A 26,668-nucleotide genomic window follows, 5' to 3' on the forward strand; every position below is an offset into this window, starting at 1 on the left:
GTCGCCTTGTGCCGTTCTGCTGTGAACTGGGGATACCTGGGTGAGCTGTCGGTCTGATGTGGAGACGCCTGTCTGCGTCGGAACCTCGTGAGCGTAGCGTGACTGCGGTGTCGCAGTGTGCGAAGGACTGGGGATCACCCGTGCGCGAACGGGTGTGGCGGAGCTTCCGCCGGGCGCGCACGAATAGCCCTGTGTGATGTCCGGGGCGGTCAACTACGGGAATTGCCAAGGCTGTCGGGGGTCGCCCGGACGGCCGATCACGCTCGGTCAACACCGACCGTGATCCGGCTGGACGGGGATCGTCGCCTGGCGTGTCAACTTCCAGCCGTCGCCGTGTCGTTCGACAAATCCAAGTGATCGGAGTTCGTACAGTCTCCCGACCACGTCGTCGGCCGTCGTCCCCGCCTCACGGGCGATCTCGTCCGCCGCGGCGGTGCCACCGGCCGGCAGCGCCGCGAGCACCTGGGTGGCGGCGGGGTCGAGCAGATCGCGCGGCAGGAGAGGCCCGCGCCGCTCCGGGGCCAGCTCGCCCATCTGTCCGACCAGTTCGACGACATCCGCGGCGTCGGAGACCAGCACGGCGTCCCCGCGCAGCAATTCGTGCACACCGGCCGAGAGTCCGCTGGTCACCGGTCCGGGCACACCCATCGCGTACCGGCCCAGCCGCTGCGCCGCGCGTGCCGTGACCAGCGCGCCGCTGCGGTAGGCCGCCTCGACGACCACGGTGCCCCGAGTGAGGGCCGCGATCACACGGTTTCTGAGGATGAATCTGTTCGGTGTCGGATGGTCGCCCGGCGGTAACTCCCCGACGACGAGCCCCTGGTGTGCGATCCTGCTGATCAACTCGGTGTGGCCGCGCGGATAAGGCCGATCGACACCGCAGGCCAGCACGGCGATGGTGGCGCCGCCGGCCGCGAGTGCGCCCCGGTGGGCGGCGCCGTCCACGCCGTACGCTCCGCCGGAGACCACCACCCAGCCGCGCTCCGCGAGCCCCGCGCCGAGGTCGGCCGCCGTGTGCGCCCCGTACTCGGTGCAGGCGCGCGCCCCCACGACCGCGACGGACCTGAGGGCCCACATCCGCAGACTGGGCCGCCCGCGCACCCAGAGCCCGACGGGCCGGCCGTCACCGAGGTCGTCGAGCTGCACCGGCCACTCGGTCGTGCCGGGGCACACGAATCGCACCCCTGCCTCCCCCGCCGCGGCCCGGTCCCGCTCCGGCTCGGCCCGCACGGCTCGCGCCCGCATCCCGGCCCATCGCTTGTCCGTCACCCCCGGCAGCCGCCTCCCGCCCTCGCGCAGCCGCCGGACCACCTCCTCGGCGCCGCGTTCACGCAGCCAGCGCCCTGCCACCTCGTCTCCGGGCTCGATGACCCGGGTGAGGAGCATCCGGGCGAAGCATTCGCCGTCCGGAGCGAGCTTCCCGCTCATGTCAGCGCCCCGATGGCCATCGGCACGCCCCTCGGAACCCCGGTGCGCAGTTGCAGCGCCAGGGCGACGTGCGAGGCCTCCGGCCGGTCGTGGCCCACGAGGTCCGCCACGGTCCAGGCCACGCGCAGCACCCGGTCCAGCCCCCGGGCCGTCAACACGCCCCGCTCCAGACTGCGCTCGGCCTCGTCCATCGCTCCGCTCGCGGCGCGCCAGCGGGTGCGCAGCTCCCGCCCCGGCACTTCGCTGTTGGTCCGCCACGGGGTGCCCGCAAGGCGTGCCGCCGCCCTCTGCCTGGCCTCACGCACCCGGTCGGCCACCGTTGCGGTGGACTCGCCCCGAGCGCCGCGCCCGGTGAGCGCGGCGCGGCTGACGGAGTCCACCTCCACCCGAAGATCCACCCGGTCCAGGAGCGGGCCGGAGAGCCGGGCCTGATAGCGACGGACCGCCGAGGGCGGGCATTCGCACAGGGTGTCGCGCTGCGAGAATCGGCCGCAGGGACAGGGGTTGGCCGCGAGCACCATCAGGAACTTCGCCGGGAACCGCACGACGCCCGCGCTGCGCGCGATCACGACGTGCCCCGACTCCAGGGGCTGCCGTAGCGCGTCGAGGGCGTGGCTGCTGAACTCTGGAGTTTCGTCCAAAAAGAGGATCCCTCGATGAGAGAGCGACACGGCGCCGGGCCGGGCGACATTGGGGCCGCCGCCGACGAGGGCCTGCATGGTGGCCGAGTGGTGCGGGGCGCAGTAGGGGGCCACGTCGATCAGGGGCTTGCCCGGGGGAAGCAGGCCAGCCACCGAGTGAACCGCCGTGACCTCCAGCGACTCCTCCCGGCTGAGCCGGGGCAGGACGGCGGGCAGCCGCTCCGCGAGCATCGTCTTCCCGGCGCCGGGCGGCCCTTCCAGGAACAGGTGGTGTCCGCCCGCCGCGGCCACCTCCACCGCCGTGCGCGCGGAGGTCTGGCCCACGACGTCGGCGAGGTCATGCCCCTGGTCGGGCTGCGGGGCGCCCACGCTGCGCATCCCCGTGGCCGCGCCGGCGCCCGGTACGCGCAGACCGGCGAGGAGCGGGCCCGGGGAGCCCTGATCGTCGGGCTCCTCGTCGGGTACGGGCTCGTCCGCGAGGACGGCGATCAACTGGCGCAGGCTGCGCACACCGAGCACGGACACGCCGGGTACCAGCGACGCCTCGGAGGCGGCGCACTCCGGCACGACCACCTGCTCGTAGCCCGCGTCCGCCGCGGCCAGTACCGCCGGCAGGATGCCCCGGACGGGCCGCACCCGGCCGTCCAGGCCCAACTCGCCGATCATCACGATGTCGGCGAGCACCCGCGGGTCGATCCGCTCCGCGGCACCGAGCACGGCGCAGGCTACGGCGAGGTCGAATCCGCTTCCTGCCTTGGGCACGGAGGCGGGACTCAGCCCGACCGTGAGCTTCTTCTGCGGCCACTCGCCGCCCGAGTTGACCACCGCCGCCCGTACCCGGTCGCGGCTCTCCGTCAGGCTCTTGTCGGGCAGTCCGACCAGCGCGAAGGCCGCCACGCCCGGTTCGAGGTCGGCCTGGACCTCGACCACCACGCCCTCGACGCCGACCAGGGCCACGGAACACGTACGCGCGAAGCCCATCACGCCACCCCCCGCGCGTGCTCGACCACCGGGGCCCCTCGGTCGGGCAGGATCACGCCGACCACGTCGACGCGGACCCCGCCCGGTGGCGCCCCGCCGTGCGCCTGGATCCAGCGCTCGGCGAGAGAGCGCAGCCGCTCGGCCTTCACCGGCGTCACGGCGGCCATCGGATGCTCGAAACAGCCGCGTCTGCGGGTCTTCACCTCGCAGACGACCAGGACGTCGCCGTCCCGGGCCACGATGTCGATCTCGCCGCTCCTGCCGCAGCGCCAGTTGCGCTCCAGGACCGTCATCCCGGCCCCGGTCAGTCGCCGGGCGGCCAACTCCTCGCCGTACCTGCCTACTGCGCTACGTGCCAGATATGTGTTCATGTCGGCACCACCTCCGGCGCCAACCGTCACGCATCCGGCTCCACGAAGTGGATCTCGGTGGACGACTCAGCGATTGTGGACAACTCCGTCACCCACAGGAGTGGGGACGCCCCGTCCTCACGGAGATGTCCCCACCCGTCCACACGGGTGACAGCCTCACCCGTCACCCGCCCGGCAGCTCCAGATCGCTCTTGTTCAGCTCCTCGATGTTCACGTCCTTGAATGTGAGGACCCGTACCTGTTTCACGAAGCGAGCGGGCCGGTACATGTCCCACACCCAGGCGTCCGCCATGGACACCTCGAAGAACACCTCGCCCTGGACCGAGTGCACCTGCATCTCGTAGTCGTTGGTGAGGTAGAAACGCCGTTCAGTCTCGATCACGTATTTGAACAGACCGACGACATCGCGGTACTCCCGGTAGAGCTTCAGCTCCATCTCGGTCTCGTACTTCTCGAGGTCCTCGGCGCTCATGGCATGTTCCCCTTCAGCCGTGCGATCCCACCATTGTGCGCCAGTCCCGCAAGCCCCTAGACGATTTCGGTGTCGAGGACCTCGGGCCTGGCCGGAGGGCCTTCGTCGAACAGCGTGCGCAGCAGCTCGGCGAGTCTCGTCGGGTACACGGTCTCATGTGCCGCGGCCAGTTCCCGGCACGTCCACCACCGTGCTCCGACGACGCTGCGCTTTTCCAGGTCCGTCAGGCTCTGCGCCGCCGTGGCCGTCTGGGTCGTTCGGGCCAGGTAGTACCACTCGTCCTGGTCCCAGCGGCGGCCGGCGAACGGGAAGGAGCACCTGCGCTGCCACAGCACCGGGCCCAGTTCGACGTCCGTGATACCGGTCTCCTCGGCCAGTTCGCGCAGCGCGGCCTGTGCGCGCGTCTCGTCGCCTTCCAGTCCCCCTCCAGGGGTGAACCACCAGTCGTCCGCCGGATCGTCCGGCTCGTGGCCGTGCAGCAGCAGGATGCGGTCCTGCGGGTCGAGCAGCACCACCCGCGCCACCCGGCGAAGCCCGCCTTCGTACGTGTCCTGTGCCCCGCCCTGACCCACGGCGGCCCCGGACGGCTCGTACGGGGCCGCGGGCGAGGACGCCTCAGCGGACACCGGCCGGCTCCGTCCGCGTGGTACGGCGCTTCCTGCCCGCGCGCTGGGCGATCGGGCCGTACGCCGCGCCGCCCAACACGAGCACCGCGCCTGCCACGATCGCGCCGAGGATGAGCCGCAGGGGGCCGGGCGACGAGATCGGGCCCAGTGCCTCGAAGCCCGTCGGGCGGTCCAGCATGCCGTTCATCGGCCACGCCACGGCGTCCACGCGGGCGTCCACCGCGCTGCGCGCCACAGTGCCGCTGAAGGCCTCGGTGAGGTGGGCCGTGGAGTCGAGGGAGCCGACGCGCTCGTCGCCGAGCAGAAACAGCCTGCCCTGGGGGACCGTGATCGTGGGGATCTTCTTCCATTCCGCTTCCTGGCCCTTGGCCAGGTACGACTCCTGGATCTGCTTGCCGTTGACGGTCAGCCTGCCGTCGGTGCAGCAGGCGACCGTGTCGCCCCCGACCGCCACGACCCGCTTGACCATGGGCATGTCGCCCCAGCTCTTCTGCTTGAAGACGACGACATCGCCGCGCCGGACGTCGGCGTCGTCGACGCGCTGGGCGAGGACCCGGTCACCGGCGACGATGGTGGGCGACATGGAGTCGGTCGGCACGGTGTACGGCCGGTAGACGATCGCACCCCAGCCGAACCCGCCGAAGAAGAGCACACAGCCGAGGGCCACGGCCAGCCCCGACAGTATGCTGCCGAGCCGTCCGCGGCCCTCTTCTGTACGACCAGTCCTGCTCATGCCAGTGCTCCCCCAGGTCGGAGAATCGACCCCGTGGCCCGCTGCCGGGCCACGGAAGATCGGCGATCTGGGACGGCACCCTACCCGGCGGTACCGTGGCCAGAAACCCTCGGGTTTTCGGCCGTGAGGCGCGTGGTGAGACGGCGCCTGCGCCACAGCACCAGCGGCACCGCGCCCACCATGCCGAGCGTTCCGGGCACGATCGTGCCGAGGTTCTGGTCGAAGGTGTCCGGGATCGGCAACGTGTTCCAGCGGGTGGGCGGCCAGGCGATCACGATGGCGCGGCCCACGACGTTGTCCACGGGCACGAAGCCCTGGTCCTTGTCCTTCTGGTGGTAGCGGGAGTCCAGCGAGTTCTGCCGGTGGTCGCCCATGACCCAGATTTTGCCCGGGGGCACCGTGACCTTGAACTGGCCGCCGTCCGTGTCGACGGTGCACGGGGTGTTGCCCGGGTACACATACGGCTCGTTCAGCGCGTGGCCGTTGACCATCAGCGGGCCGGTGCCCTTGCACTCGATGGTGTCACCGGCGACGCCGACGACCCGCTTGATCAGGTCCTTCTCCTCAGCGGACGGCATCAGGCCGATCCAGCTCAGGGCCGTCTGGAGGGCGTTCGGGTTGGCGGTGGGCTCGCCCACCAGCCAGTTGTCCGGATCATGGAAGACGACGACCTCACCGCGCGAAGGCTCGGAGCCGAACCACGGGGTCAGCTTGTCGACCAGGACGCGGTCACCCTGCTGGAGGGTGTCCTGCATCGAGTCCGAGGGGATCGAGAACGCCTGTACCAGGAACGTCTTGATCAGCAGCGCGAGCACCAGCGCGATGCCGATGAGGAGCGGAAGTTCCTTCCAGAAGGAGCGCTGATTCTTCGGCGGGCGGTCCTTCTCGTCGCTCTCCTGCGTGCCACCGTCCGAGGGACCGTTCCCGGAGCCGACGTGGTCTTCGGTCGGAGAAGCCGCCTCGCCTGGTCGCTCTGGCTTCTCCTCGGGGCCGTCGTGTCCGGACCGTGCGCCGACCGCCAAATCCCCCACATCCACTCCTCACTCCGTACCGCCGCCGGCGCCCCAGTCGACGCAGGCCCACCACTCCCATAACGAGCGGGAGTTCCGCAGGGCTCGGGAGGGGGATCAATCCGTATCGATCCGCGGAGGCCACCCTATGCGACGGTCCCAGTGCGGTGGTCGACCCGCTCGGTACCGACGCATACGTGTCCGGCTCCTCCAGGCGCGTCCAGTGCCCGACGGGCCAGACGATGACCATGGCGCGGCCGACGACTGACTTCTCCGAGACGGTACCGCCGAACGCCTCGGTGCGGTGATAGCGGGAGTCGGCCGAGTTGTCGCGATGGTCACCCATGACCCATAGACGGCCCGGCGGAACGGTCACCGAGAACGTCAGGTCGGAAGGTTTGTTCCCCGGGTGAATGTAGGACTCGTTCAGTGGCACACCGTTGACGGTGACACGCCCCTGCGCATCACAGCACTTGACCGTGTCACCTCCGACCGCCACGACCCGCTTGATGAGGTCCCGGTCGTTGTCGGAGGGCAGCAGGCCGATCCAGGTGAGCCCTTCCTTGATCTGCTTGACGACGACGGGGTCGTCCTTCTTGGCTGTCTGCTCGCCCGCGAGCCAGTGGCCGGGGTCCCTGAAGACGACGACGTCGCCGCGCTGCGGCTTGGAGCCGAACCAGGGGGTCAGCTTGTCGACGAGGACACGGTCGCCGACCTGGATCGTGTTCTCCATGGAGCCCGACGGGATCACGAAGGCCTGCACCAGGAAGGTCTTCAGGACCAAGGCTATGAGGACGGCGACGCCGGCCAGAAGAGGTATCTCCTTGACCGCGGAACGCCTCCTTTTGCGCTTGACCTTTCGCTGGAGCTTGCGCCGCTCGGCCCGGCTGCGCCCGGTGGAACCGCCACTCGCGGCGCGCCGAGTGCGGCGCGCTTTGCCGCGGTTACCCATGGGCGCCGTCCGCGGCGGGCACGCGCGCGTAGCCACCCGGACGCGTGAGGTGCTGCCAGCGCGCGGAGGGCCACGCGATCCAGTCGGCCCTGCCGATCACGGCACCGACGGGGATCATGCCGCCGCCCGGCGAGCCAAGGTGGTCACGGGAGTCGCTGGAGTGGCGGCGGTGGTCGCCGAGCACGAAGAGGGTGCCGTCGGGCACGACGACGTCGAAGGCGACGTCGGACGGGTTGTCCCCGGGATACAGAAACGACGACTCGTCGACCGCCCGGCCGTTCACCTCGAGCCTCCCCTTCGTGTCGCAGCAGACCACATGGTCTCCACCCACACCGACCACCCGCTTGATGTAGTCGGCGTCCCCGAAATACCCGGTGCCGTCGAAGACGACGACGTCTCCCCGCTGCGGCTTCGATCCGAAACGGTACGCCAACTTGTTGACGAGCACGCGGTCCCCGACCCTCAGTCCGCGCTCCATCGAGCCGCTGGGGATACCGAACGGCTGCACCACGAACGTGCCGAGCAGAAGGAGGAACAGCAGACAGACCAGCGCGGTCAGGGTGATCCGGCCACCGGGCAGCCAGTCGGCGATCCGGGACACCAACGCGAAGCGCGACCGTCCCTCCGAGCCCGCCGTGTCCGAGGTTTCCTCGGAATCGGCGGAGTCGGAGGAGCGGTCGCGCTCCGTGTGCTGTGCTTCGGTGTCCATAGGGGCCAGATGCTATCCGGCCCCCATACACGCCGACCGGTTCGCCCGGACGAGAACTCAGTTCTCGCGCTTCTCCTTGATCTTCGCCGCCTTGCCGCGCAGCTCGCGCAGGTAGTACAGCTTGGCGCGGCGCACGTCACCCTTGGTGACCAGCTCGATCTTCTCCACGATCGGGGTGTGCACCGGGAAGGTGCGCTCGACGCCGACGGAGAAGGAGACCTTGCGGACCGTGAAGGTCTCGCGCACGCCGGAACCCTGGCGGCGGATCACCACGCCCTTGAACTGCTGCACACGGGAGCGGTTGCCCTCGATGACGCGGACGTGCACGTTGACGGTGTCACCCGGACGGAAGGCCGGGACATCGCTGCGCAGCGACGCGGCGTCGACGGAGTCGAGCAGGTGAGACATTTCGTCTGCTTTCTTCGCCAATGCCACAGGTCATCGACGGAAGGTAGGTTCTCGGAAGGAATCGTCGGCCGCGTCGGGGCGGGCGTCGTGTCCCCCTGTGGCAGGGGCGCACACCGGACAGCGGACAACAGCTCGCTATTCTTCCACGCCCTCTGGCCTGCGCCAAAATCGGCCGTACGACTTTCCCTCCGGATCCGGCGCCCAGCCCAGGATGGAGAGCATCTCGCGGTCCTTCTTGTCGAAGGCGGAGGGGTCGCAGCGCTCGATGAGGTCCGGCCGGTTGGCCGTCGTACGCCGAAGCGCCTCGTCCCGGCGCCAGCGGGCGATCCTGCCGTGGTGACCGCTGAGCAGCACCTCGGGGATCTCCCGGCCGCGCCACTCGGGCGGTTTGGTGTAGACGGGCCCTTCGAGGAGGTTCGCCATCGCGCCGGGGGCGAAGGAGTCGTCCCGGTGGGACTCGGCGTTGCCCAGGACGCCCGGCAGCAGCCGGGCCACCGCCTCCGTGACGACGAGGACGGCCGCCTCGCCTCCGGCGAGGACGTAGTCGCCGATGGACACCTCGTACACGGGCATCCGGGTCGCGTACTCGTCGATGACGCGGCGGTCGATGCCCTCGTAGCGGGCCGGGGTGAAGACCAGCCACGGACGTTCGGACAGCTCGACGGCGAGCTCCTGGGTGAAGGGGCGCCCGCTGGGGGTCGGCACGATCAGGGCGGGCGCACGGGAGCCGGCCTCGTACCCGTCGGCCAGGAGGTCGTCCAGGGCCTCGCCCCAGGGGTCGGTCTTCATGACCATGCCGGGGCCGCCGCCGTACGGGGTGTCGTCGACGGTGTGGTGGCGGTCGTGTGTCCAGGAACGCAGATCGTGCACGTGGACGTCCAGCTGCCCCCGTGCGCGTGCCTTGCCGACGAGGGAGACGTTCAGCGGTTCCAGGTACTCGGGGAAGATCGTGACGACGTCGAGCCGCATTACGCCTCTTCCCGCGAGGACGCGATCTCTGCCCTGTCGTCGATCAGGCCCGGCGGCGGGTCGATGACCGCCCGCTGCTCCTCCAGGTCGATCTCGGTGACGATCTCCTGGACGAACGGGATCAGAACCTCGGTCCCGTCCGGGCGCTCCACCACGAACAGGTCCTGGGAGGGCAGGTGTGAGATCTCGGTGATCCGGCCGATCTCCACGCCGTCCACGGTCACGACATCAAGGTCCATCAACTGATGGTCGTAGTACTCGTCCTCACCCTCGGGGAGTTCCGCCGGATCGATCTCGGCGATCAGGAGGGTGTTGCGGAGGGCCTCGGCGGCGTTGCGGTCCCGGACGCCTTCGAAGCGCAGGAGCAGACGTCCGCTGTGTACCCGGCCGGTTTCGATGGTGAGCGGACCCGCGGATGCGGGATCGGTGGCCAGTACCGCGCCGGGGGCGAGTCTGAGCTCCGGCTCGTCGGTGCGTACCTCAACGGTGACCTCGCCCTTGATGCCATGGGCGCGGCCGATCCGTGCGACTACCAGCTGCACTTCTGAAGATCTCCTGTCGTACGACTACGGGCCGGGGACGGCCCACTGGCCCTCCCCGGCCCGAGCCGGTGCTGCGATGCGTTCAGCGGACGTGGTCCACGTCGACGAGGTCGACGCGGACACCACGGCCGCCGATGGCGCCCACGACGGTGCGCAGGGCGCGTGCGGTGCGGCCGTTGCGACCGATCACCTTGCCGAGGTCGTCGGGGTGGACCCGGACCTCCAGTACGCGCCCGCGGCGCAGGTTGCGCGAGGCCACCTGCACATCGTCAGGGTTGTCGACGATGCCCTTCACGAGGTGCTCGAGCGCCTCTTCGAGCATGCTCAGGCCTCGGTCGACTCGGAGGACTCAGCGGCAGCCTCGTCCTTCTTCTCGGCCTTCTTCTTCTGGGTGATCGCCTCACCCTTGCCCTGGTCCTCGCCGCCAAGAGCCTCGAACGACGGACGCGCCGCCTTGGGCTCGGCCACCAGCAGCGGCGCCGGGGCGGGCTCGCCCTTGAACTTCTGCCAGTCGCCGGTCTTCTTCAGGATGGCGAGCACGGGCTCGGTCGGCTGGGCGCCGACGGAGAGCCAGTACGCCACGCGCTCGGCGTTGACCTCGATGACCGAGGGGTTGTACGTCGGGTGGTACTTGCCGATCTCCTCGATCGCACGGCCGTCACGGCGGGTGCGGGAGTCGGCGACGACGATGCGGTAGTGAGGCGAACGGATCTTGCCCAGACGCTTCAGCTTGATCTTGACTGCCACGGGAGTGGGTTCTCCTGGATTTGACGTGGTAGGGCACGGCGGGTCAGCCGCGTGGGGTTGCGGTACCCGAGTGCCCGATGGACGCGTCAGCCGGAGGAGAGAGGGGTCCTATGCGGCTGTCGAGTACAGCTGACCATTGTGCCACACGCTGCCGGCGTCCCGACCGCGAGGGATGCACCCGGGCATGACTGAGAGGCACCCGGCGCCGAGGTCCCGAGCGTGGATCACCTCACCCGGCGCACGCAGGGTGCCGTCACGGCCGCGACGAAACGAGGTACGGCTGCCACGAGCAGCCGTACCTCAGCTCGCCGCCGCTCCCACCGGCTCCGGGATGCGGAACGGCTTCCCGCAGCCGCCGCACACGATCGGGGCCTGGGCCAGGACCGACGGGACCACGCGGACGTTGCGACCGCAGTCGCAGACGGCCTTGACGCGGACACCGCCCCCGGAGGAGCCATGCCGGGCGGCCGGGCCCCGGAAGGTGCGGGCCGTGTCCGCGGCGGTCGCCGCCGAGTGGGCCTTCAGTGCGCGCTGGAGCCGCTCGATCGTCGGGCGGTAGCGCCGCTTCGCCTCGGGGTTGAGCGTGACCAGGGAGAAGCCGCTGCTGGGGTGCGGTTCCTCGGGGTGGTCCAGACCCAACTCCTCGGCGATCGCGAGGAATCTGCGGTTGTGATAGCGGCCGGCGCGGGAGGTGTCGCGGACCCCGCGGGCGGCGGCGATGCCATGGACTGCCTCATGGAGCAGTCGCTCGAAAGAGAGTTCGTGCCCACAGGCGGACGACGACTCTCCGATCAGGGATTCGGGCGCGGCAAGATCCGGCAGCTCGGGGTGGTGCCGTTGAATATCGGCCCACGCCTGCGCCAGCTCTGCGGCGAGAACAGGTGGTGTCGTGCTCACGTAATGACAACGAGCCTGGGTGCTCCCGTGTTCCTATTCCGGGGCATCCCAAATAAATTTGCACGTTCCCGCCAGTTGCCGCTGATGCGTCCTGACGAGGGCGGGTGCGCCGAACTGCGGAGAAGCCTCGCAGCTCGTACCAAGATGGTGCGTACACATGCGTACGTCCTGCCGTGTACACGAGGTCAGCGCATCGGGGGACCTGTGGTCCCCCGATGCGCAAGAGGCCTTTCGGTCGCCTGCTCCAAGCGGCATGCACAGCCCCGTGTACGCAGTCCCGGTACGCGAAGCTCAGTAAGCGCGCGCGACTACAGCGACGTTACCCGGTGCGTCGTCAGCGTCGGGAACCGCCCCGTCCTCGGCGACCAGACACCGTACGGTCACCGCGTGCTCCGCCAGCTTGGCCTCGCCGTCCTCGCCGAGGACGGCCCAGGGGATGCGCGCCCAGCCGCCCGCGGAGGTCGCCTCGACGGCCTCGTCGATCGTCGACACATCCGTCGTACGGGACTCGCGGCGCTCGCGCGACTGCTTCAGCAGGAGCGCCTGATCCTCTTCGAGGGTCCCGGGAAGCACATGGACGAGCGAGTCGATCGCCACCGGCTCCTTGCCGCCCGGGATGCGGCGGGCCAGCATCGCCGTGCCGCCCGCCAGGTCACGGGGGCCGATCTCGATGCGTACCGGCACGCCCTTGAGTTCCCAGTCGACGGCGCGACGGCCGAAGGGGATGTCGGTGCGGTCGTCGACGTGCACACGGAGACCGGCTGCCTTCAGCCGGTCCGAGAGTTCGCGGACCTTGGCCAGAACCGCATCATCGCCCTTGATCGCCAGAACAACGGCTTGAATGTGTGCCAGGCGCGGCGGGATCCGCAGGCCGTTGTCATCACCGTGCGTCATCGCCAGGGCACCGATCATGCGAGTGGTGGAGCCCCAGGAGGTCTGCCAGACATACTCCTGGACGCCGTCCTTCGACAGATACCGGGTGTTGAACGCCTTGGCGAAGTTCTGGCCCAGTTCGTGGCTGGTGGCCATCTGGAGGGCCTTGCCGTCACCCATCATGCTTTCGAGCGTGAGGGTGTTGAGGGCGCCGGCGAACCGCTCCTTGGCCGTCTTGCGACCGGAGACGAAGTCCACGGCGAGGACGTGCTCCAGGAAGTCCCCGTAGACGTTCCGCTGGATGTGAGCGGCGAAGTCCCGGGCCTCCTCGTACGTGGCGTGCGCGGTGTGGCCCTCCTGCCACAGGAATTCGGAGGTGCGCAGGAAGAGCCGCGGCCTGAGTTCCCAACGGACTACGTTGGCCCACTGGTTGATCAGCAGCGGCAGGTCACGGTAGCTCTGCACCCACTTCGAGAAGTACTCGTTGATGATGGTCTCGGAGGTGGGGCGAACGACCGCGGGCTCCTCCAGCTCCTTGCCGCCCCCGTGCGTGACCACGGCGAGTTCCGGCGCGAAGCCCTCGACGTGGTCGGCCTCCCGGGTGAGGTACGACTGGGGGATCAGCAGCGGGAAGTACGCGTTCTGGGTGCCCGTCTCCTTGATGCGGCGGTCCATCTCCGCCTGCATCCGCTCCCACAGCCCGTACCCGTACGGTCGGATGACCATGGTGCCGCGTACTGGCCCGTTGTCGGCCAGTTCGGCCTTGTTGATCAGATCCTGGTACCAGCGCGGGAAGTCTTCCGCACGGGGAGTGAGAACGGGTGCCTTGGACATGGCGCGATGGTACGGGGACACCTCCCCGCGCCGTGCGTTTTTTGTCACCCGGCAGTGAGTCGGGGCGCACACCCCGCTCACAAGGAGTGCGGCACACCCCCTGGACGCCACGACGGGCGCGGAGTTTCCTGACATACGGGGTCAGCGTCAACTCTCGGCGGATTGGGGCGCTTTCGATGACACCTGCGGGCGTACGGCAGCACCTCCCCCGGACGGGACCGGCTCTTGGCGTGGACCGGAGTGCACGCGCGCGTGACTGGGCCGAGATACAGGAGCGGATGCTCGTACCGCTCTACGAGGCCGTCCACGAACGGCTGGAGGTGGGCCGCGGGACACGGCTGCTCGGGCTCGGGTGCGGCGCGGGCCTCGCGCTGCTGCTGGCCGCTTCCCGGGGTGCCTCGGTCACCGGTGTCGACTCCGGCGCCCGAGAACGGCTGGCCCTCGCCCGCGAGCGGCTGCGGCCCGGGCACGCCGCGCGTGCGACCGCCCGGATCATCGAAGGCTCCCCGCGGGACGCGGCGCCCGCCCCCGCTGAGCCGGCGTACAACCTGCTGACCGTCTTCGAGCCGGCCGGGTGCGCGACCGGTGATATCGAGGGTCTTGAGGAACGGCTCGCGGCGGCCACACCGCTCACCGAACGCGGAACGCCCGTGGTGCTCGTCGGATGGGGTCCGCCGGAGCGGTGCAGCACCTCGTCCGTGCTGCGCGTCGCCACCAAACTGGCCGATCCCCTGCGCGGTGGGGGCGGCCTGCGCCGGGCACGCCGCGACGACCTGGAGGAGGCCGCACAACGCTGCGGGCTCCGTCCGGAAGGGTCGGGGCGGGTCGCCTGCCCCTTCGGGTACGCCGACATGGACAGCGCGATGCGGGGCATGCTGTCGTCCGGGCTCTTCGACGCGGCCGTCGAGGCCACGGACCAGGCGCAGGTCGACAAGGAGCTGACGGAGGCACTGCACCCGCACCGGCGGGCGGACGGGACGGTGTGGATGCCGAATGTGTTCCGCTACCTGATCGCGCGCACCCCCTGAGCGATCGCGCCCCTCCCGCTGACGCCCGGGTGCTCAGTCGTCCTTCCTTGCGCGCAGGATCCCGGCGATCCGGTACGCCTCCGCTTCCTCCAGCGTCTCGTTGACCAAAAGCGCCTCCGCCAGCGCGTCCAACTGGCTTCTGTGCTCGCGGAGTTTGCGGCAGGCCTCCTCGTAGCAGTCGTCCACGATGCGACGCATCTCGTCCTCGATCACGTCCAGCGTCTGCGGGGCCGCCGCCAGACCGTAGGTTTGCTGCGCGTCGGTCGGAAGGGCCGACAGACGGCCCACCCGTTCGCTCATACCCCAGCGGGCGACCATGCCGCGGGCGATGTTGGTGACCTGTTCGAGGTCGCTCTCCGAGCCCGTGGTGACGACCTCGTAGACCACCTGTTCCGCGGCCATGCCGCCCAGGGCGCCGATGATGCGGCCGCGCAGATACTCCTCCGTATACGCGTACCTGTCGGCCTCGGGGGTCGACAGCGTCACTCCGAGCGCCCGGCCGCGCGGCACGATCGTGACCTTGCGGACCGGGTCGGCGCCCGGCTGCAACATGCCCAGCAGGGCGTGACCGCTTTCGTGGTACGCGGTGCGCCGGCGCTCCTCCTCCGGCATCACCAGCGGACGTTCTGCACCCAGCTGTACCTTCTCCAGCGCCCAGGACAGATCCGTCTGCGTCACGCGGTCCTGTCTCCGCTTGACCGCCAGCAGCGCCGCCTCGTTGGCGAGATTGGCCAGGTCCGCGCCCGTCATGCCCGGGGTCGTACGGGCCACCTGGGCCAGGTCCACGTCCGGGGCGAGCGGGATCTGTCTCGTGTGGATCCGCAGGATCGCCTCGCGGCCGTCGCGATCCGGCGGCGCGACCTGGACCACCCGGTCGAAGCGGCCCGGCCGGGTCAGCGCGGGGTCCAGGATGTCCGCGCGGTTGGTCGCCGCGATGACGACCACGCCCTCTGAACCGGAGAAGCCGTCCATCTCGGTGAGGATCTGGTTGAGGGTCTGCTCGCGCTCGTCGTGGCCGCCCATGGAGGCACCGCCGCCCCGGGCCCGCCCGATCGTGTCGATCTCGTCGATGAAGATGATCGACGGGGCCACCTTGCGGGCCTCTGCGAACAGCTCGCGCACGCGCGAGGCGCCGACGCCGACGATCATCTCGATGAACTCGGAGGCGGAGGCGGAGAAGAACGGCACGTCCGCCTCGCCCGCCACCGCCCGCGCGAGCAGCGTCTTGCCCGTGCCCGGCGGGCCCGTGAGCAGCACACCCCGGGGCATCTTCGCGCCCATCCTGCGGTAGGCGTCCGGGTTCTCCAGGAAGTCGACGACATCGTCCAGTTCGCCCTTGACCTCGTCGATGCCGGCCACGTCCCGGAAGGTGGTGCGAGCGGTGCCCGGCTGCAGTTCGACCGGCTTGGGCGGCGCCTTGCGGCCCAGCATGCCCCCGGCGTGCAGCCCCGAGCTCACCCGCCGCGTGATGAAGATCCACAGCGCCACCAGGATCAGCATGGGCAGCAGCGAGAGCAGCAGGTTGGACAGGAGGCTGCGCTCCTGCACCACCGGCTTCGCGGTAACCGTGACGTGGTGGTTGCTCAGGTTCTGCCACAGCCTGTCGTCGGCGAAGGACGGGCGCTGCGTCTTGAACTTGGTGTACTTTCCGCCGCCCGGCTGGAGCTGCGCGTTCCTGAGCTGACCCTGGATCGCGTCGCCCTTGGAGTAGATCTTGGTGACGTTGCCGTCGGTCACCTGCCTGCTGAACTCCGTGTACGAGATCGTCGGCTCGTTGCCCTCGGTGAAGTAGGACAGCGCGACGTTGGCGAGGAGAAAGACGATCACGGCGGTGACGATCAGACCCCACCAGTTGCCGCGCATCCTCCTGCCGCCGGGCCGCCTGGTCGGCTCCTGAGGGGTGCCTTCGGTGCGCCACGGCTGGTCCGGGGTCTTGCGTGGCGGAGCAGGATTGCTCATACGTCGGACGGTACGGCAAGCGGCAGGGCCCGGCACGCGCTGGGGGCGCCCTTGTGGAGAAGGGCGCCCCCAGCCTCATGGGTGACCGATGTCCGTCAGCCCATGAACTTCTTGAACTCGTCCGGCAGCTCGAAGTCCTGGCCGCTCTGCTGCGGCAGGCCGAGGGCACCGGAGCCCTGGGCCGCCGCCTCGCGGCGCTGCGCCGCCTCCAGCTCCTGCTGCTTGCGCTTCATCGGGTTGCCGGAGCGCTGCTTGCCCTTGGCCTTCTTCGGCTGCTTCTTCGTCCGACCGGGGCCGCCGCCCATGCCCGGGATACCCGGCATACCCGGCATACCGCCGCCCTGGGCCAGGCGGGACATCATCTTGCGCGCTTCGAAGAACCGCTCGACCAGGTTCTTCACCGCGCTGACCTCGACACCGGAACCCTTGGCGATACGGGCGCGGCGCGATCCGTTGATGATCGTCGGGTCCTGGCGTTCGCCCGGGGTCATCGACTTGATGATCGCGGACACACGGTCGACGTCCCGCTCGTCGAAGTTGTTGATCTGGTCCTTGATCTGGCCCATGCCCGGGAGCATGCCGAGCAGCTTGCTGATGCTGCCCATCTTCCTGACCTGTTCCATCTGGGACAGGAAGTCGTCGAGCGTGAAGTCCTGGCCCTTCTTGGACGCCAGCTTGGAGGCCATCTTCTCGGCCTCTTCTTGGCTGAACGTCTTCTCCGCCTGCTCGATCAGGGTGAGCAGGTCACCCATGTCGAGGATGCGGGAGGCCATCCGGTCCGGGTGGAAGGCGTCGAAGTCGTCGAGCTTCTCACCGTTCGACGCGAACATGATCGGCTTGCCGGTCATCTGGCGGATCGACAGTGCCGCACCACCGCGGGCGTCACCGTCGAGCTTGGAGAGCACCACGCCGTCGAAGCCGACGCCGTCGCGGAAGGCCTCCGCCGTGTTGACGGCGTCCTGACCGATCATCGCGTCGACGACGAACAGGATCTCGTCGGGGCCGATCGCGTCCCGGATGTCCGCGGCCTGCTGCATCATCTCCTGGTCGATGCCGAGGCGGCCGGCGGTGTCCACGATCACGATGTCGTGGACCTTGGTCTTCGCGTGGTCGATGGAGTCCTTGGCGACCTTGACCGGGTCACCGACGCCGTTGCCCGGCTCCGGCGCGAAGACGGCCACGCCCGCCCGCTCGGCGACGACGCTCAGCTGGTTGACCGCGTTCGGGCGCTGGAGGTCGGCGGCGACCAGCAGCGGCGAGTGACCCTGCTCCTTGAGCCACTTGGCGAGCTTGCCCGCGAGGGTCGTCTTACCGGCACCCTGCAGACCGGCGAGCATGATCACGGTCGGGGGCTGCTTGGCGAAGCGAAGGCGGCGGGTCTCGCCGCCGAGGATCGTGACCAGCTCCTCGTTGACGATCTTGAGGACCTGCTGGGCGGGGTTCAGCGCCTTGGAGACCTCGACGCCGAGGGCGCGCTCCTTGATGCTCTTGATGAACGTGCGCACGACAGGGAGGGCGACGTCGGCTTCGAGCAGCGCGATGCGGATCTCACGCGCCGTGGCGTCGATGTCCGCTTCGCTCAGCCGGCCTTTCCCGCGGAGGTTTTTGAAAGTCGCGCTGAGGCGGTCGGAGAGGGTGTCGAACACGGCGGCGTCGGTCCTCGGAGTCGGGGTCGTTTCGGGCTGCCTCCAGGGTATCCGGCCGCGCAAGCAATTCGTCCCCGCCCGCCGAGCCGAGCGGGAAGGGACGTCCACCCTGCGGACGCGGGGCACAGCCTGCGTCCCTCTCGGCCTCGAGGAGACGGCCCGGAACAGCCCCTCGGCTACGAAGACCCCGTCACGTGCACACATGACATGACCACACGGTCACGCCCGCAGCGTCTCCTCCAGCGCCCGTGCCACCGACGCCGCCTCCTCCCCGGACAGCGGCGCGCCCGCGCCCGTCGTCACATAGAAGGCGTCCACCGCGTTCGCGCCCAGCGTACTGATGTGCGCACTGCGTACCCGTACGCCCGACTTCTCCAGAGCCTGCCCGATCCGGAACAGCAGCCCCGGCGCGTCCTGGGCGCGCACCTCGATCACGGTCGCGTGCCGGGAGGCCGCCGGGGCGACCGTCACACGCGGCGGGGGTGCCTGCACACCCCGGCGGCGGGGGTAGGCCGCGTCCCGTTCCGTCAGGCGTGCCGCGATGTCCAGGGAGCTGTCCAGGGCCCGTACGAGATCGGCGCGCAGCCTGGCCGCCTGCGGCAGCGAGCCGTACTCCGCCACGACCCGCCAGTCGAGCAGCAGGACCGGGGCGCCGGGGACGCCGTCCGGGAGGTCCAGGGCCCGTAGTTCCGCCGTACGGACCGTGAGGCGGTGCACGGCCAGCACGCCCGCCACGGCTGGGAGCACGCCGGGTTGGTCCGGTACGGCGACGATCAGCTCCACGCCGGGGGGCTCCGGTTCGCCGGACGGCTCCTCGGCCGGCGGCTCGGGCCGGGCACGCAGCACCAGGACCGGGCCGCCCGTGCGGAAGGCCTCGAGGGCGAGCCGCTCCTGCTCGGCGGTGGGCACGGCGGGCTCCACGTCGGCGGGCTCGTCGCCGGCCAGCAGCGCCGACACCCGCTTGACCAGGTCGGTCACCAGCGCGCTGCGCCAGGACGACCAAGCCGCGGGCCCGGTGGCCGACGCGTCCGCCTCGGTCAGCGCGTGCAGCAGGTCCAGCGTGCCCTGCGAGCCGACCGCCTCGGCGACCGCGCGCACCGTGGCCGGGTCCTGCAGGTCGCGCCGGGTCGCCGTCTCGACGAGCAGCAGATGGTGGCGTACGAGCGTGGCGAGAACGGCGACGTCGTCACGGCCGAAGCCGATGCGGCCCGCCACGTCCCGCGCGATGGTCTCGCCCACGACGCAGTGGTCGCCGGGCCGGCCCTTGCCGATGTCGTGCAGGAGCGCGGCGACCAGGAGGAGGTCGGGGCGGCCGACCTGGCGGGTCAGTCCCGAGGCGCGCACGGCCGTCTCGATCAGGTGCCGGTCGACGGTCCAGATGTGCACGGCATTGCGCTGCGGGCGGCAGCGCACATACTCCCAGTCGGGCAGCAGGCGGGTGATCAGCCCCTCGGCCTCGAGCGCCTCCCAGACCTCGACGGCCGGGCGGCCGGAACCCAGCAGGGTCACCAGCTGCTCGCGCGCCTCGACAGGCCAGGGCGTCGGCAGGGGGCGCGCAGCGGATGCCATGCGCCGTACCGCGTGCGAGGAGAGCGGGAGGCCCGCCTGGGCGGCCGCTGCGGCGGCGCGCAAAGGGAGCACGGGGTCGCGCTCCGGGCGCGCGGTGCGAGCAAGTACCACCTCGCCGTCCTGCTGCACCGCCCCTTCCGCCAGCGGAGACCGCTCGGTGACCGGTGAGCCCCCGCCGGGCGCCCCCACCAACCTGCTGAAGAAGGCGCTTCGCTCCCTCGCCCGTGTCCGCAGCCGTGGCCGCACGGTGCGTGATCGCAGGACGCGCCCCACCTCGCGCCATGTCACATCGCTCGCGTACGAGATCACGCGTGCCGCCTCATAGACCTGGCGCAGCAGTGCGTCGGCGTCCGGCAGGCCGAGCTCGGCGGCGATCTGGTCCTGTTCCTGCAGGGTCAGGCGGTCGGTGGCACGCCCGGTGGCCAGATGCAGTGCGTCGCGTACGTCCAGGAGCCCGCGCCGGGCCTCCGCCAGTCCCTCGCGCGGGGCGTCGGCGAGCCAGGAGGCGGCGACCGCGCGCAGCACCGTGGCGTCGCGCAGCCCGCCCCGTGCCTCCTTGAGGTCCGGTTCCAGCAGGTACCGCAGTTCGCCATGGCGCTGCGCCCGTTCGGTGCACAGGTCCTGGAGTTCCGGCAGGCGTTTCGGGGCCTGGTCGCGCCAGTCGGCCAGGACGGCCGCCCTCAGGTCCTGGGTCAGCCCGGCGTCGCCGACCAGGTGCCGTGCGTCCAGCAGGCCGAGCTGCACCTTGAGATCGTCACCGGCGGCCTTGCGGGCCTGCGACGGCGTACGGACGGAGTGGTCGAGGGCCAGACCGAGGTCCCAGACGGGGTACCAGATGCGGTCGGCGAGGGCGGCGACCGCCTTGCTGTCGCCGTCGTCGTGCAGCAGGAGCAGATCGAGGTCGCTGCGCGGGGACAGCTCTCCGTGGCCGTATCCGCCGACCGCGACAAGGCAGACGCCGCGCAGCCCCTCGGTGCCCGCGGTGAACAGGTCGGCCAGCCACCCGTCCGTCAGTTCGACCAAGGCCGTACGGCGCGGCGACCCGGACCGCGCCCCCTGCGTGAGAAGTCGCAGTCGGGCCGCCGCGTAACCACCGGGTCCCGAGGCCTCCGCTTGCGTGTGCTCGTCCGTACCCGTCACCCGGCGGCTCCTGTTCCGTCCGTGCCTTACAGCGCGTCGGGCCCGCGCTCGCCGGTCCGGACCCGGACGGCCGTCTCGACCGGGAGGGACCAGACCTTGCCGTCTCCGATCTTGCCGGTGCGGGCCGCCTTGACGATGGTGTCGATGAGCTGTTCGGCGTCGTCGTCCTCGGCCAGCACCTCGATACGGATCTTGGGGACGAGGTCGACCGTGTACTCGGCGCCGCGGTAGATCTCAGTGTGTCCCCTCTGCCGGCCGTATCCGCTCGCCTCGGTGACCGTCAGGCCCTGCACCCCGAAGGACTGGAGGGCCTCCTTGATCTCGTCGAGTCGGTGGGGCTTCACGACGGCGGTGATCAGCTTCATGCGTGCACCTTCTTGGTCTGCGGCGTGGCGAGGGCCGAAGCGGCGGTACCGACGGAACCGCCGCCCGCGCCGCTGAAGTCGTATGCGGTCTCGGCGTGCTCCGCCCGGTCGATGCCGGAGATCTCCTCGTCCTCGCCGACCCGCATGCCGATCGTCTTGTCGAGCAGGAAGGCGAGGACCGCGGAGACGGCGAGGGAGTAGGCCAGGACCCCGAAGACACCGACGCACTGCTTCCAGAACTGGTCCAGGCCGCCGCCGTAGAAGAGGCCCTTGACGTCGGACTGGCCCCGGCCGCTGGCGAAGAGGCCGACGAGCAGGGAGCCGACGACACCGCCGACCATATGGACGCCGACGACATCGAGGGAGTCGTCGTAACCGAACGTGTACTTCAGGCCGACGGCCATGGCGCACAGGACACCGGCGATACCCCCGACGGCGATCGCGCCGAGCGGGGCGACCGCGCCACCGGACGGGGTGATCGCGACCAGACCGGCGACGGCACCCGAGGCGGCGCCCAGCGTGGTGAACGCGCCGTGGCGGATCTTCTCGTAGGCGAGCCACGCCAGCATGGCGGCACCGGTGGCGACCTGTGTGTTGACGAACATCAGCGGGCCGACGCCGTCCTCGTTGCCGAGCCAGGATCCGGCATTGAAGCCGAACCAGCCGAACCACAGCAGACCGGCGCCGAGCATGACCAGCGGGAGACTGTGCGGACGCATCGGGTCCTTCTTGAAGCCGACGCGCTTGCCGATGACGAGGATCACACCGAGCGCCGCGGCGCCCGCGTTGATGTGGACCGCTGTGCCACCGGCGAAGTCGATCACGCCCAGCTCATAGGCCCAGCCGCCGGTGCCCCAGACCCAGTGGGCGACGGGAAAGTACACGACCGTGACCCACAGCACCAGGAAGAGGGACCAGGCACTGAACTTCACGCGGTCCGCCAGCGCACCGCTGATCAGGGCCGGTGTGATGATCGCGAACATCAGCTGGAAGACCGCGAAGACGAAGACCGGGATGGTGTGGCCGGGCCAGAGGTCCATCTTGCCTATACCGCTGAAGCCGACGAAGTCGGAGGTCCAGCCGACGATCGAGCCCGCGTCGGTGCCGAAGGCCATGGAGAAGCCGTACAGCACCCACAGAACGGTGACGATCCCCAGGCTGATGAAGCTCATCATCAGCATGTTCAGGGTGCTCTTGACGCGGACCATGCCTCCGTAGAAGAAGGCCAGGCCCGGGGTCATGAGCATCACCAGGGCGGAGCAGATGAGCATGAAGCCTGTGTCGGCGGACGACAGCTTGGGGGCATCCGCCGCAAGCATGATGGCTGGTGCCATCGGCGTCTCCTCGTCGATTGGTACGGCCCCGTGGGGGCGAAGCCTGAGCGGTCCGGTCATGAGGGGTGGGCCGGTTGTGCGCCATGAGACTGACGCAGCACGGTTTCGGGGGACGCCCCTCGACGTTTCACCTCGGTGACGAAGGCGCCGGGCGTGTTACGCGTGGATGAACTACCGGATGCCGTCCGCGGTCATCGTCATGGTGGCGCACCCTTCGGTGAAGGGCATCTCAACCGCCGGCCGGGGACTTCCGACGAAGGCCGGCCGGGCCCGGGTGAACGGCGGCTCTTCGGGCGCGAAAGACGGGTCCGGCCGCGGCGGCCATCCGATGACCTGGCGTGGGGGAGCCGAGTCGGGCAGTTCGGGATGGCGGCCGCGGCCGGGGTCCATGGGGCGGGCCCTTGGGTTCCGGGCCCGGAGGGGTCAGACCGCCTCGGCGGTCTCGGGCAGGTGGGTGGCGAGGTGGTCGGTCAGGTCGATGACCTCGGCAAGATCACCGAAATCGCGAACGGCGGTGTCGACGGTCTTTCGAATACGCGTGTTGACCCGTTCGGAGCGCACCTTTCCGGCGATCTCCATGGCCTTCTTGGCCAACGTCGTGCTCTGTTCCGGCTCGCGCTGCAGCAGGTGCACGGTGGCCATGCCGATGAGGTTGAGTGCGTACGACCGCTGGTGCTCCGCGTCCTCGGAGAAGAGGTCGACGGCCTTCTGCATCAGGGGCTCGGCGAGGGAAGCGTAGGTGGGGCTGCGGCCCGCGACATAGGCGAGGTCGCGGAAGGAGTGGGAGTTCTCGGCGTGCAGCTCGGCCTCGGAGTAGAAACGGATCCAGTCGGGCTCGGGCTCGTCGAACTCGAGCGCGTCGGCGAAGGTGTCCTCGGCCATCCTCACGGCGCGCTTGCATCTGCTGGGCTGCCCCATGTTCGCGTACGCGCGCGCCTCCATCGCGTACAGCATCGACTGGGTACGCGGGCTCGCGCAGTCCCTGCTGCCGTACTGGGCGAGGTGGATGAGTTCCAGGGCGTCCTCGGGCCGGTCGAGGTGGATCATCTGACGGCTCATGCTGGAGAGGATGTACGAGCCGAGCGGCTTGTCGCCGGCCTCCTTGGCGGCGTGCAGCGCGAGGACGAAGTACTTCTGCGCGGTGGGCTGCAGTCCGACGTCGTAGCTCATCCAACCGGCCAGTTGGGCCAGCTCGGCGGCGACCTTGAAGAGGCGCCTGGTGGTGGCCTCGGGCTGGGGCTCCTGGAGCAGGTCGGTGACCTCGTGCAGCTGACCGACGACCGCCTTGCGGCGCAGGCCGCCGCCGCACTGGGCGTCCCACTGCCGGAACATCACGATGGTGGCCTCCAGGAGGTCCATCTCGGGCCTGGAGAGCCGGCCGCCGCGGCGCGCGGCGAGCGAGGGTTCGGACTCCCCGCGTGGCGAGGTGGGGCCAGGCACCAGCCAGCGCTGCATGGGCTCGATGAGGGTCGGGCCGGCCGACAGGCCCAGCGAGGCCCCGAGAAAGCCGCGCCGCGCCAGCATGAGGTCGCTGCGCGAGAACTCGCTGAGCAGCGCCACCGTCTGCGGGCCGGTCCAGGGAAGGTCGATCCCGGACACGGAGGGTGACTGGTGAGCGGCGCGCAGCCCCAGGTCCTCAATGGCGACCACACAGCCGAAGCGCTCCGAGAACAGCTCCGAGAGGATCCGCGGGATCGGCTCGCGCGGGTTCTCCCCGTCCAGCCAGCGGCGCACCCGCGACGTGTCCGTCGAGATGTGGTTGGCGCCCAACTGGCGGGCCCTGCGGTTCACTTGACGCGCCAGCTCGCCCTTCGACCAGCCACTACGCACGAACCACGAGCTGAGCAGCTCATTGGGGCGCTTGTCAGCGTTCGTCCCGCTTCCGCCGTTGCCGCCCACTGGAACGCCCCCATCCCTGAAACCACTTGTGCGCTATGTGCGCCAAGCCCTACCAGAATGCCGGTGAGTACGACCTGCGTCCGACGGTCCTCACCCTTCGAACGAGAACCCGACATGCCTCCGGCATACCCACGAGTGCACGCACCTCCAGGACTCGTGCACTCAAAGTAATCCTAAGATCGCGGGTCCAGCCATGGCGTTTCCAGAAACGCCACCATTCGCCACCCCTTCGAATGAACCCACAGCCGTCTCCGCACGATTCACTTGACACACGACAACCGGCAGCAGATGGAGCGGTGCACTCACCGGCGCACATCGCCATACGCACCACCCCGGACGCAACCGGGCGCCGCACGAACGCCGCGGCGACCGCCAACAGGAAGGGAACACAAGGTCACTTCGCGCTCCCTTTGCGTAACTACGGGCGCGCTGGACCCGTTGGAGGGGGCATGGGCTTCACGATCGGCGTCACGCGGGGGATCCGCGAAATCCGGCCCGGCGCACGGCGCCGGGGCCGCTCGTCGGAGTACACCGCCGTGGCCGAGTACACCGGCCTGTGGGGCTGGGACGTGGTGCCCGGTGCCCGGGCGGTTGCAGGGGCATGCTCGTGTGGCAGGACGGACTGCGCGGCGCCCGGCGCGCATCCACTGGACCACACGCCCATCGTGCGTGCGGGTGCCACGCTCGGCGAGGCGACCGGAGCCTGGGCCGAGGTCCCGGGTGCCGCGGTGATGCTGCCGGTCGGCCACGCGTTCGACGTGATCGAGGTTGCCGAGGCGACCGGACGGCTCGCACTGGCCCGGCTGGAGCGCATGGGGCTGCCGCTCGGCCCGGTGACGGCCACCCCTGACGGCCGCGCCCACTTCTTCGTCGCCCCGGGCTCCGCGGCCGAGCTGCCCGACCTGCTGTACCGGATGGCGTGGGACGACACGTCCCTCGATCTGCACGCCCTGGGCCCGGGCAGCTACATCACGGCCCCGCCCTCGAACCGCGGCGGCCTGGGCCCGGTCCGCTGGCTGCGCTCCCCCGCCCTCGACTCGGCGACGAAACCGCCGGCGGCCCGCCTGCTGATCGGCACGCTGGCCTACGTGGCCCACCGCTCACGCGCATAGCCCCGCTGGACAGCACGGCGAAGGGCCCCTCTCACATCCGCATGTGATGGGGCCCTTCTGCGCGTACGCCGCCGGGGACGCCGTACGCCTCGTGTGGTGCGTCAGTCGCCGATAAGCGCATCCACGAACGCTTCCGGCTCGAAGGGGGCAAGGTCGTCGGCGCCCTCGCCGAGACCGACCAGCTTCACCGGCACGCCCAGCTCGCGCTGGACCGCGACCACGATGCCGCCCTTCGCCGTGCCGTCGAGCTTGGTGAGCACGATGCCGCTGATGTCCACGACCTCGGCGAAGACACGGGCCTGGACGAGACCGTTCTGCCCGGTCGTGGCGTCGAGGACGAGCAGCACCTCGTCCAGCGGGGCGTGCTTCTCGACGACGCGCTTGACCTTGCCCAGCTCGTCCATGAGGCCGGTCTTGGTGTGCAGGCGGCCCGCCGTGTCGATGAGCACGACGTCGGCACCCATCTCCTTGCCCTCCTTGACCGCGTCGAAGGCGACGGAGGCGGGGTCGCCGGCCTCGGGTCCGCGCACGGTGTGCGCGCCGACCCGCTCGCCCCAGGTCTGCAGCTGGTCGGCGGCGGCGGCGCGGAAGGTGTCGGCGGCGCCGAGGACGACCGTGCGGCCGTCGGCCACAAGGACACGGGCGAGCTTGCCGGTGGTGGTGGTCTTGCCGGTGCCGTTGACACCGACGACCATCACGATGCCCGGCTTGCTGGTCTCGGGCTCGGTGCGGACGGTGCGGTCCATGGAGGTACCGACCAGCTGAAGCAGTTCGTCGCGCAGCAGAGCGCGCAGCTCCTCGGGGGTACGGGTGCCGAGCACCTTCACACGCTCGCGCAGCCGCTCGACCAGCTCCTGCGTGGGCTGCACACCGACGTCGGCGGTGAGCAGAGTGTCCTCGATCTCCTCCCAGGTCTCGTCGTCGAGGTGCTCGCGGGACAGGAGCGTGAGCAGCCCCTTGCCAAGGGCGTTCTGCGAGCGGGAGAGGCGGGTGCGCAGACGGATCAGACGACCGGCGGTGGGCTCGGGGATCTCGATCGGGGGCGCTTCGACGGTCGGCGGCTCCTCGACGACCACTACGGCGGGGCCGTCGGGAAGATCCACCTCCTCGATCGTCCGGCGCTCCTCGTCGCGCGGTGTCTCGGCCTCGTCGCCGACGTGCGGCTCGGCCGGAGGGGCGGTGATGTCGGGTGGTGTGGGCGGGGCCGGGGGCAGCGGCCGCTTCCGGCGACTGCCGACGATGAGCCCGCCGAGCACGCCGATCACCACCACGGCGATGACTACAGCAAGGATGACAATTTCCATAACGCCTCAAGTATGGCGTGACCCGCCGCTCGGCCGTTCGTTGTACGCGCGGATCGCGCCGCCCCGCCGGGCCGGCGCGATCCGGCCTCGTGTCGGCCGAAAGCCCCTCGGGGTGGAGT

24 protein-coding genes and 1 pseudogene are annotated in these 26,668 nt (G+C 70.2%); 2 read left to right on the forward strand and 23 right to left on the reverse strand.

All coding sequences use genetic code 11. The features are described from left to right. Window positions 1–267: 267 nt before the first annotated feature. The 16 genes and pseudogenes from dprA to proS form a co-directional block, all read right to left on the reverse strand. Window positions 268–1,428, reverse strand: coding sequence for a DNA-processing protein DprA (gene dprA, locus BIV24_RS19985; protein ID WP_071367735.1), 1,161 nt, complete (start codon window positions 1,426–1,428; stop codon window positions 268–270). Beyond that, entirely contained in the window at window positions 1,425–3,050 is a 1,626-nt protein-coding gene (locus tag BIV24_RS19990; RefSeq protein ID WP_071367736.1) for a YifB family Mg chelatase-like AAA ATPase, read from the reverse strand. The genes dprA and BIV24_RS19990 overlap by 4 nt, the downstream gene beginning before the upstream one ends. Continuing rightward, window positions 3,050–3,421, reverse strand: a complete 372-nt coding sequence (locus tag BIV24_RS19995) for a YraN family protein (protein ID WP_071367737.1) — start codon at window positions 3,419–3,421, stop codon at window positions 3,050–3,052. Before BIV24_RS19995 ends, BIV24_RS19990 begins: the two co-directional genes overlap by 1 nt. 163 nt (window positions 3,422–3,584) lie before the next feature. After that, on the reverse strand, window positions 3,585–3,893 hold the full coding sequence (locus tag BIV24_RS20000; protein ID WP_003965949.1) for a DUF2469 domain-containing protein: 309 nt from the start codon (window positions 3,891–3,893) through the stop codon (window positions 3,585–3,587). A gap of 56 nt (window positions 3,894–3,949) precedes the next feature. Beyond that, a complete protein-coding gene (locus BIV24_RS20005; RefSeq protein WP_071367796.1) occupies window positions 3,950–4,465 on the reverse strand; it encodes an NUDIX hydrolase in 516 nt (171 codons plus the stop codon). Window positions 4,466–4,508: 43 nt separating this feature from the next. Further along, on the reverse strand, window positions 4,509–5,252 hold the full coding sequence (lepB, locus tag BIV24_RS20010; protein WP_071367738.1) for a signal peptidase I: 744 nt from the start codon (window positions 5,250–5,252) through the stop codon (window positions 4,509–4,511). Between the two features lie 80 nt (window positions 5,253–5,332). Continuing rightward, window positions 5,333–6,283: a signal peptidase I gene (gene lepB / locus BIV24_RS20015; protein ID WP_143064634.1), complete on the reverse strand. Its 951-nt coding sequence runs from the start codon at window positions 6,281–6,283 to the stop codon at window positions 5,333–5,335. Beyond that, a pseudogene (gene lepB / locus BIV24_RS32190) lies at window positions 6,183–7,214 on the reverse strand (signal peptidase I); the annotation flags it as partial. The pseudogene lepB (BIV24_RS32190) and the gene lepB (BIV24_RS20015), both read right to left, overlap by 101 nt. Next, on the reverse strand, window positions 7,207–7,923 hold the full coding sequence (gene lepB / locus BIV24_RS20020; protein WP_071367740.1) for a signal peptidase I: 717 nt from the start codon (window positions 7,921–7,923) through the stop codon (window positions 7,207–7,209). The pseudogene lepB (BIV24_RS32190) and the gene lepB (BIV24_RS20020), both read right to left, overlap by 8 nt. Before the next feature lie 57 nt (window positions 7,924–7,980). Then, on the reverse strand, window positions 7,981–8,331 hold the full coding sequence (gene rplS / locus BIV24_RS20025; RefSeq protein ID WP_071367741.1) for a 50S ribosomal protein L19: 351 nt from the start codon (window positions 8,329–8,331) through the stop codon (window positions 7,981–7,983). Between the two features lie 135 nt (window positions 8,332–8,466). After that, complete coding sequence (gene trmD / locus BIV24_RS20030; protein WP_071367742.1) at window positions 8,467–9,300, reverse strand: tRNA (guanosine(37)-N1)-methyltransferase TrmD; 834 nt, start codon at window positions 9,298–9,300, stop codon at window positions 8,467–8,469. Further along, complete coding sequence (gene rimM / locus BIV24_RS20035; RefSeq protein ID WP_071367743.1) at window positions 9,300–9,842, reverse strand: ribosome maturation factor RimM; 543 nt, start codon at window positions 9,840–9,842, stop codon at window positions 9,300–9,302. The genes trmD and rimM overlap by 1 nt, the downstream gene beginning before the upstream one ends. Window positions 9,843–9,924: 82 nt before the next feature. Further along, window positions 9,925–10,164, reverse strand: a complete 240-nt coding sequence (locus BIV24_RS20040; protein ID WP_003973401.1) for an RNA-binding protein — start codon at window positions 10,162–10,164, stop codon at window positions 9,925–9,927. A gap of 2 nt (window positions 10,165–10,166) precedes the next feature. Next, on the reverse strand, window positions 10,167–10,589 hold the full coding sequence (gene rpsP, locus BIV24_RS20045; protein ID WP_071367744.1) for a 30S ribosomal protein S16: 423 nt from the start codon (window positions 10,587–10,589) through the stop codon (window positions 10,167–10,169). 300 nt (window positions 10,590–10,889) lie between these two features. Beyond that, window positions 10,890–11,486: a hypothetical protein gene (locus tag BIV24_RS20050; protein ID WP_071367745.1), complete on the reverse strand. Its 597-nt coding sequence runs from the start codon at window positions 11,484–11,486 to the stop codon at window positions 10,890–10,892. Between the two features lie 291 nt (window positions 11,487–11,777). After that, the gene (proS, locus tag BIV24_RS20055; protein WP_071367746.1) at window positions 11,778–13,193 is read right to left on the reverse strand and encodes a proline--tRNA ligase; all 1,416 of its coding nucleotides are present in this window, start codon (window positions 13,191–13,193) and stop codon (window positions 11,778–11,780) included. Window positions 13,194–13,369: 176 nt separating this feature from the next. On the opposite strand from proS, the gene BIV24_RS20060 reads away from it, so the two are divergent. Continuing rightward, entirely contained in the window at window positions 13,370–14,221 is an 852-nt protein-coding gene (locus BIV24_RS20060) for an SAM-dependent methyltransferase (RefSeq protein WP_177198768.1), read from the forward strand. A gap of 33 nt (window positions 14,222–14,254) precedes the next feature. Here BIV24_RS20060 and ftsH read toward each other — a convergent pair whose 3' ends face one another. From ftsH to nsdA, 6 genes are all read right to left on the reverse strand, one after another. After that, the gene (ftsH, locus tag BIV24_RS20065) at window positions 14,255–16,180 is read right to left on the reverse strand and encodes an ATP-dependent zinc metalloprotease FtsH (protein ID WP_079168402.1); all 1,926 of its coding nucleotides are present in this window, start codon (window positions 16,178–16,180) and stop codon (window positions 14,255–14,257) included. 95 nt (window positions 16,181–16,275) lie between these two features. After that, window positions 16,276–17,826, reverse strand: a complete 1,551-nt coding sequence (gene ffh / locus BIV24_RS20070) for a signal recognition particle protein (RefSeq protein WP_071367749.1) — start codon at window positions 17,824–17,826, stop codon at window positions 16,276–16,278. Window positions 17,827–18,045: 219 nt separating this feature from the next. Continuing rightward, window positions 18,046–20,535 carry a [protein-PII] uridylyltransferase gene (locus BIV24_RS20075; RefSeq protein WP_071367750.1) on the reverse strand — a complete coding sequence of 830 codons (2,490 nt, stop codon included), beginning with the start codon at window positions 20,533–20,535 and terminating at the stop codon, window positions 18,046–18,048. Between the two features lie 26 nt (window positions 20,536–20,561). Continuing rightward, window positions 20,562–20,900 (reverse strand): P-II family nitrogen regulator, encoded by a 339-nt coding sequence (locus BIV24_RS20080; RefSeq protein WP_071367751.1) that lies wholly within the window; start codon window positions 20,898–20,900, stop codon window positions 20,562–20,564. Continuing rightward, entirely contained in the window at window positions 20,897–22,234 is a 1,338-nt protein-coding gene (locus tag BIV24_RS20085; protein ID WP_071367752.1) for an ammonium transporter, read from the reverse strand. The genes BIV24_RS20080 and BIV24_RS20085 overlap by 4 nt, the downstream gene beginning before the upstream one ends. Window positions 22,235–22,657: 423 nt before the next feature. Then, on the reverse strand, window positions 22,658–24,133 hold the full coding sequence (nsdA, locus tag BIV24_RS20095; RefSeq protein WP_071367754.1) for a transcriptional repressor NsdA: 1,476 nt from the start codon (window positions 24,131–24,133) through the stop codon (window positions 22,658–22,660). A 449-nt stretch (window positions 24,134–24,582) separates the two neighbouring features. Between nsdA and BIV24_RS20100 the strand changes: the two genes are divergently transcribed. After that, window positions 24,583–25,245 carry a bifunctional DNA primase/polymerase gene (locus BIV24_RS20100; protein WP_071367755.1) on the forward strand — a complete coding sequence of 221 codons (663 nt, stop codon included), beginning with the start codon at window positions 24,583–24,585 and terminating at the stop codon, window positions 25,243–25,245. Window positions 25,246–25,346: 101 nt separating this feature from the next. On the opposite strand, the gene ftsY is transcribed toward BIV24_RS20100, so the two are convergent. Continuing rightward, the gene (ftsY, locus tag BIV24_RS20105) at window positions 25,347–26,549 is read right to left on the reverse strand and encodes a signal recognition particle-docking protein FtsY (RefSeq protein WP_071367756.1); all 1,203 of its coding nucleotides are present in this window, start codon (window positions 26,547–26,549) and stop codon (window positions 25,347–25,349) included. Between the last annotated feature and the right edge of the window lie 119 nt (window positions 26,550–26,668).

The sequence above is a fragment of the Streptomyces colonosanans genome (assembly GCF_001866645.1).
In the GTDB taxonomy this organism is placed as follows: Bacteria; Actinomycetota; Actinomycetes; order Streptomycetales; family Streptomycetaceae; genus Streptomyces; species Streptomyces colonosanans.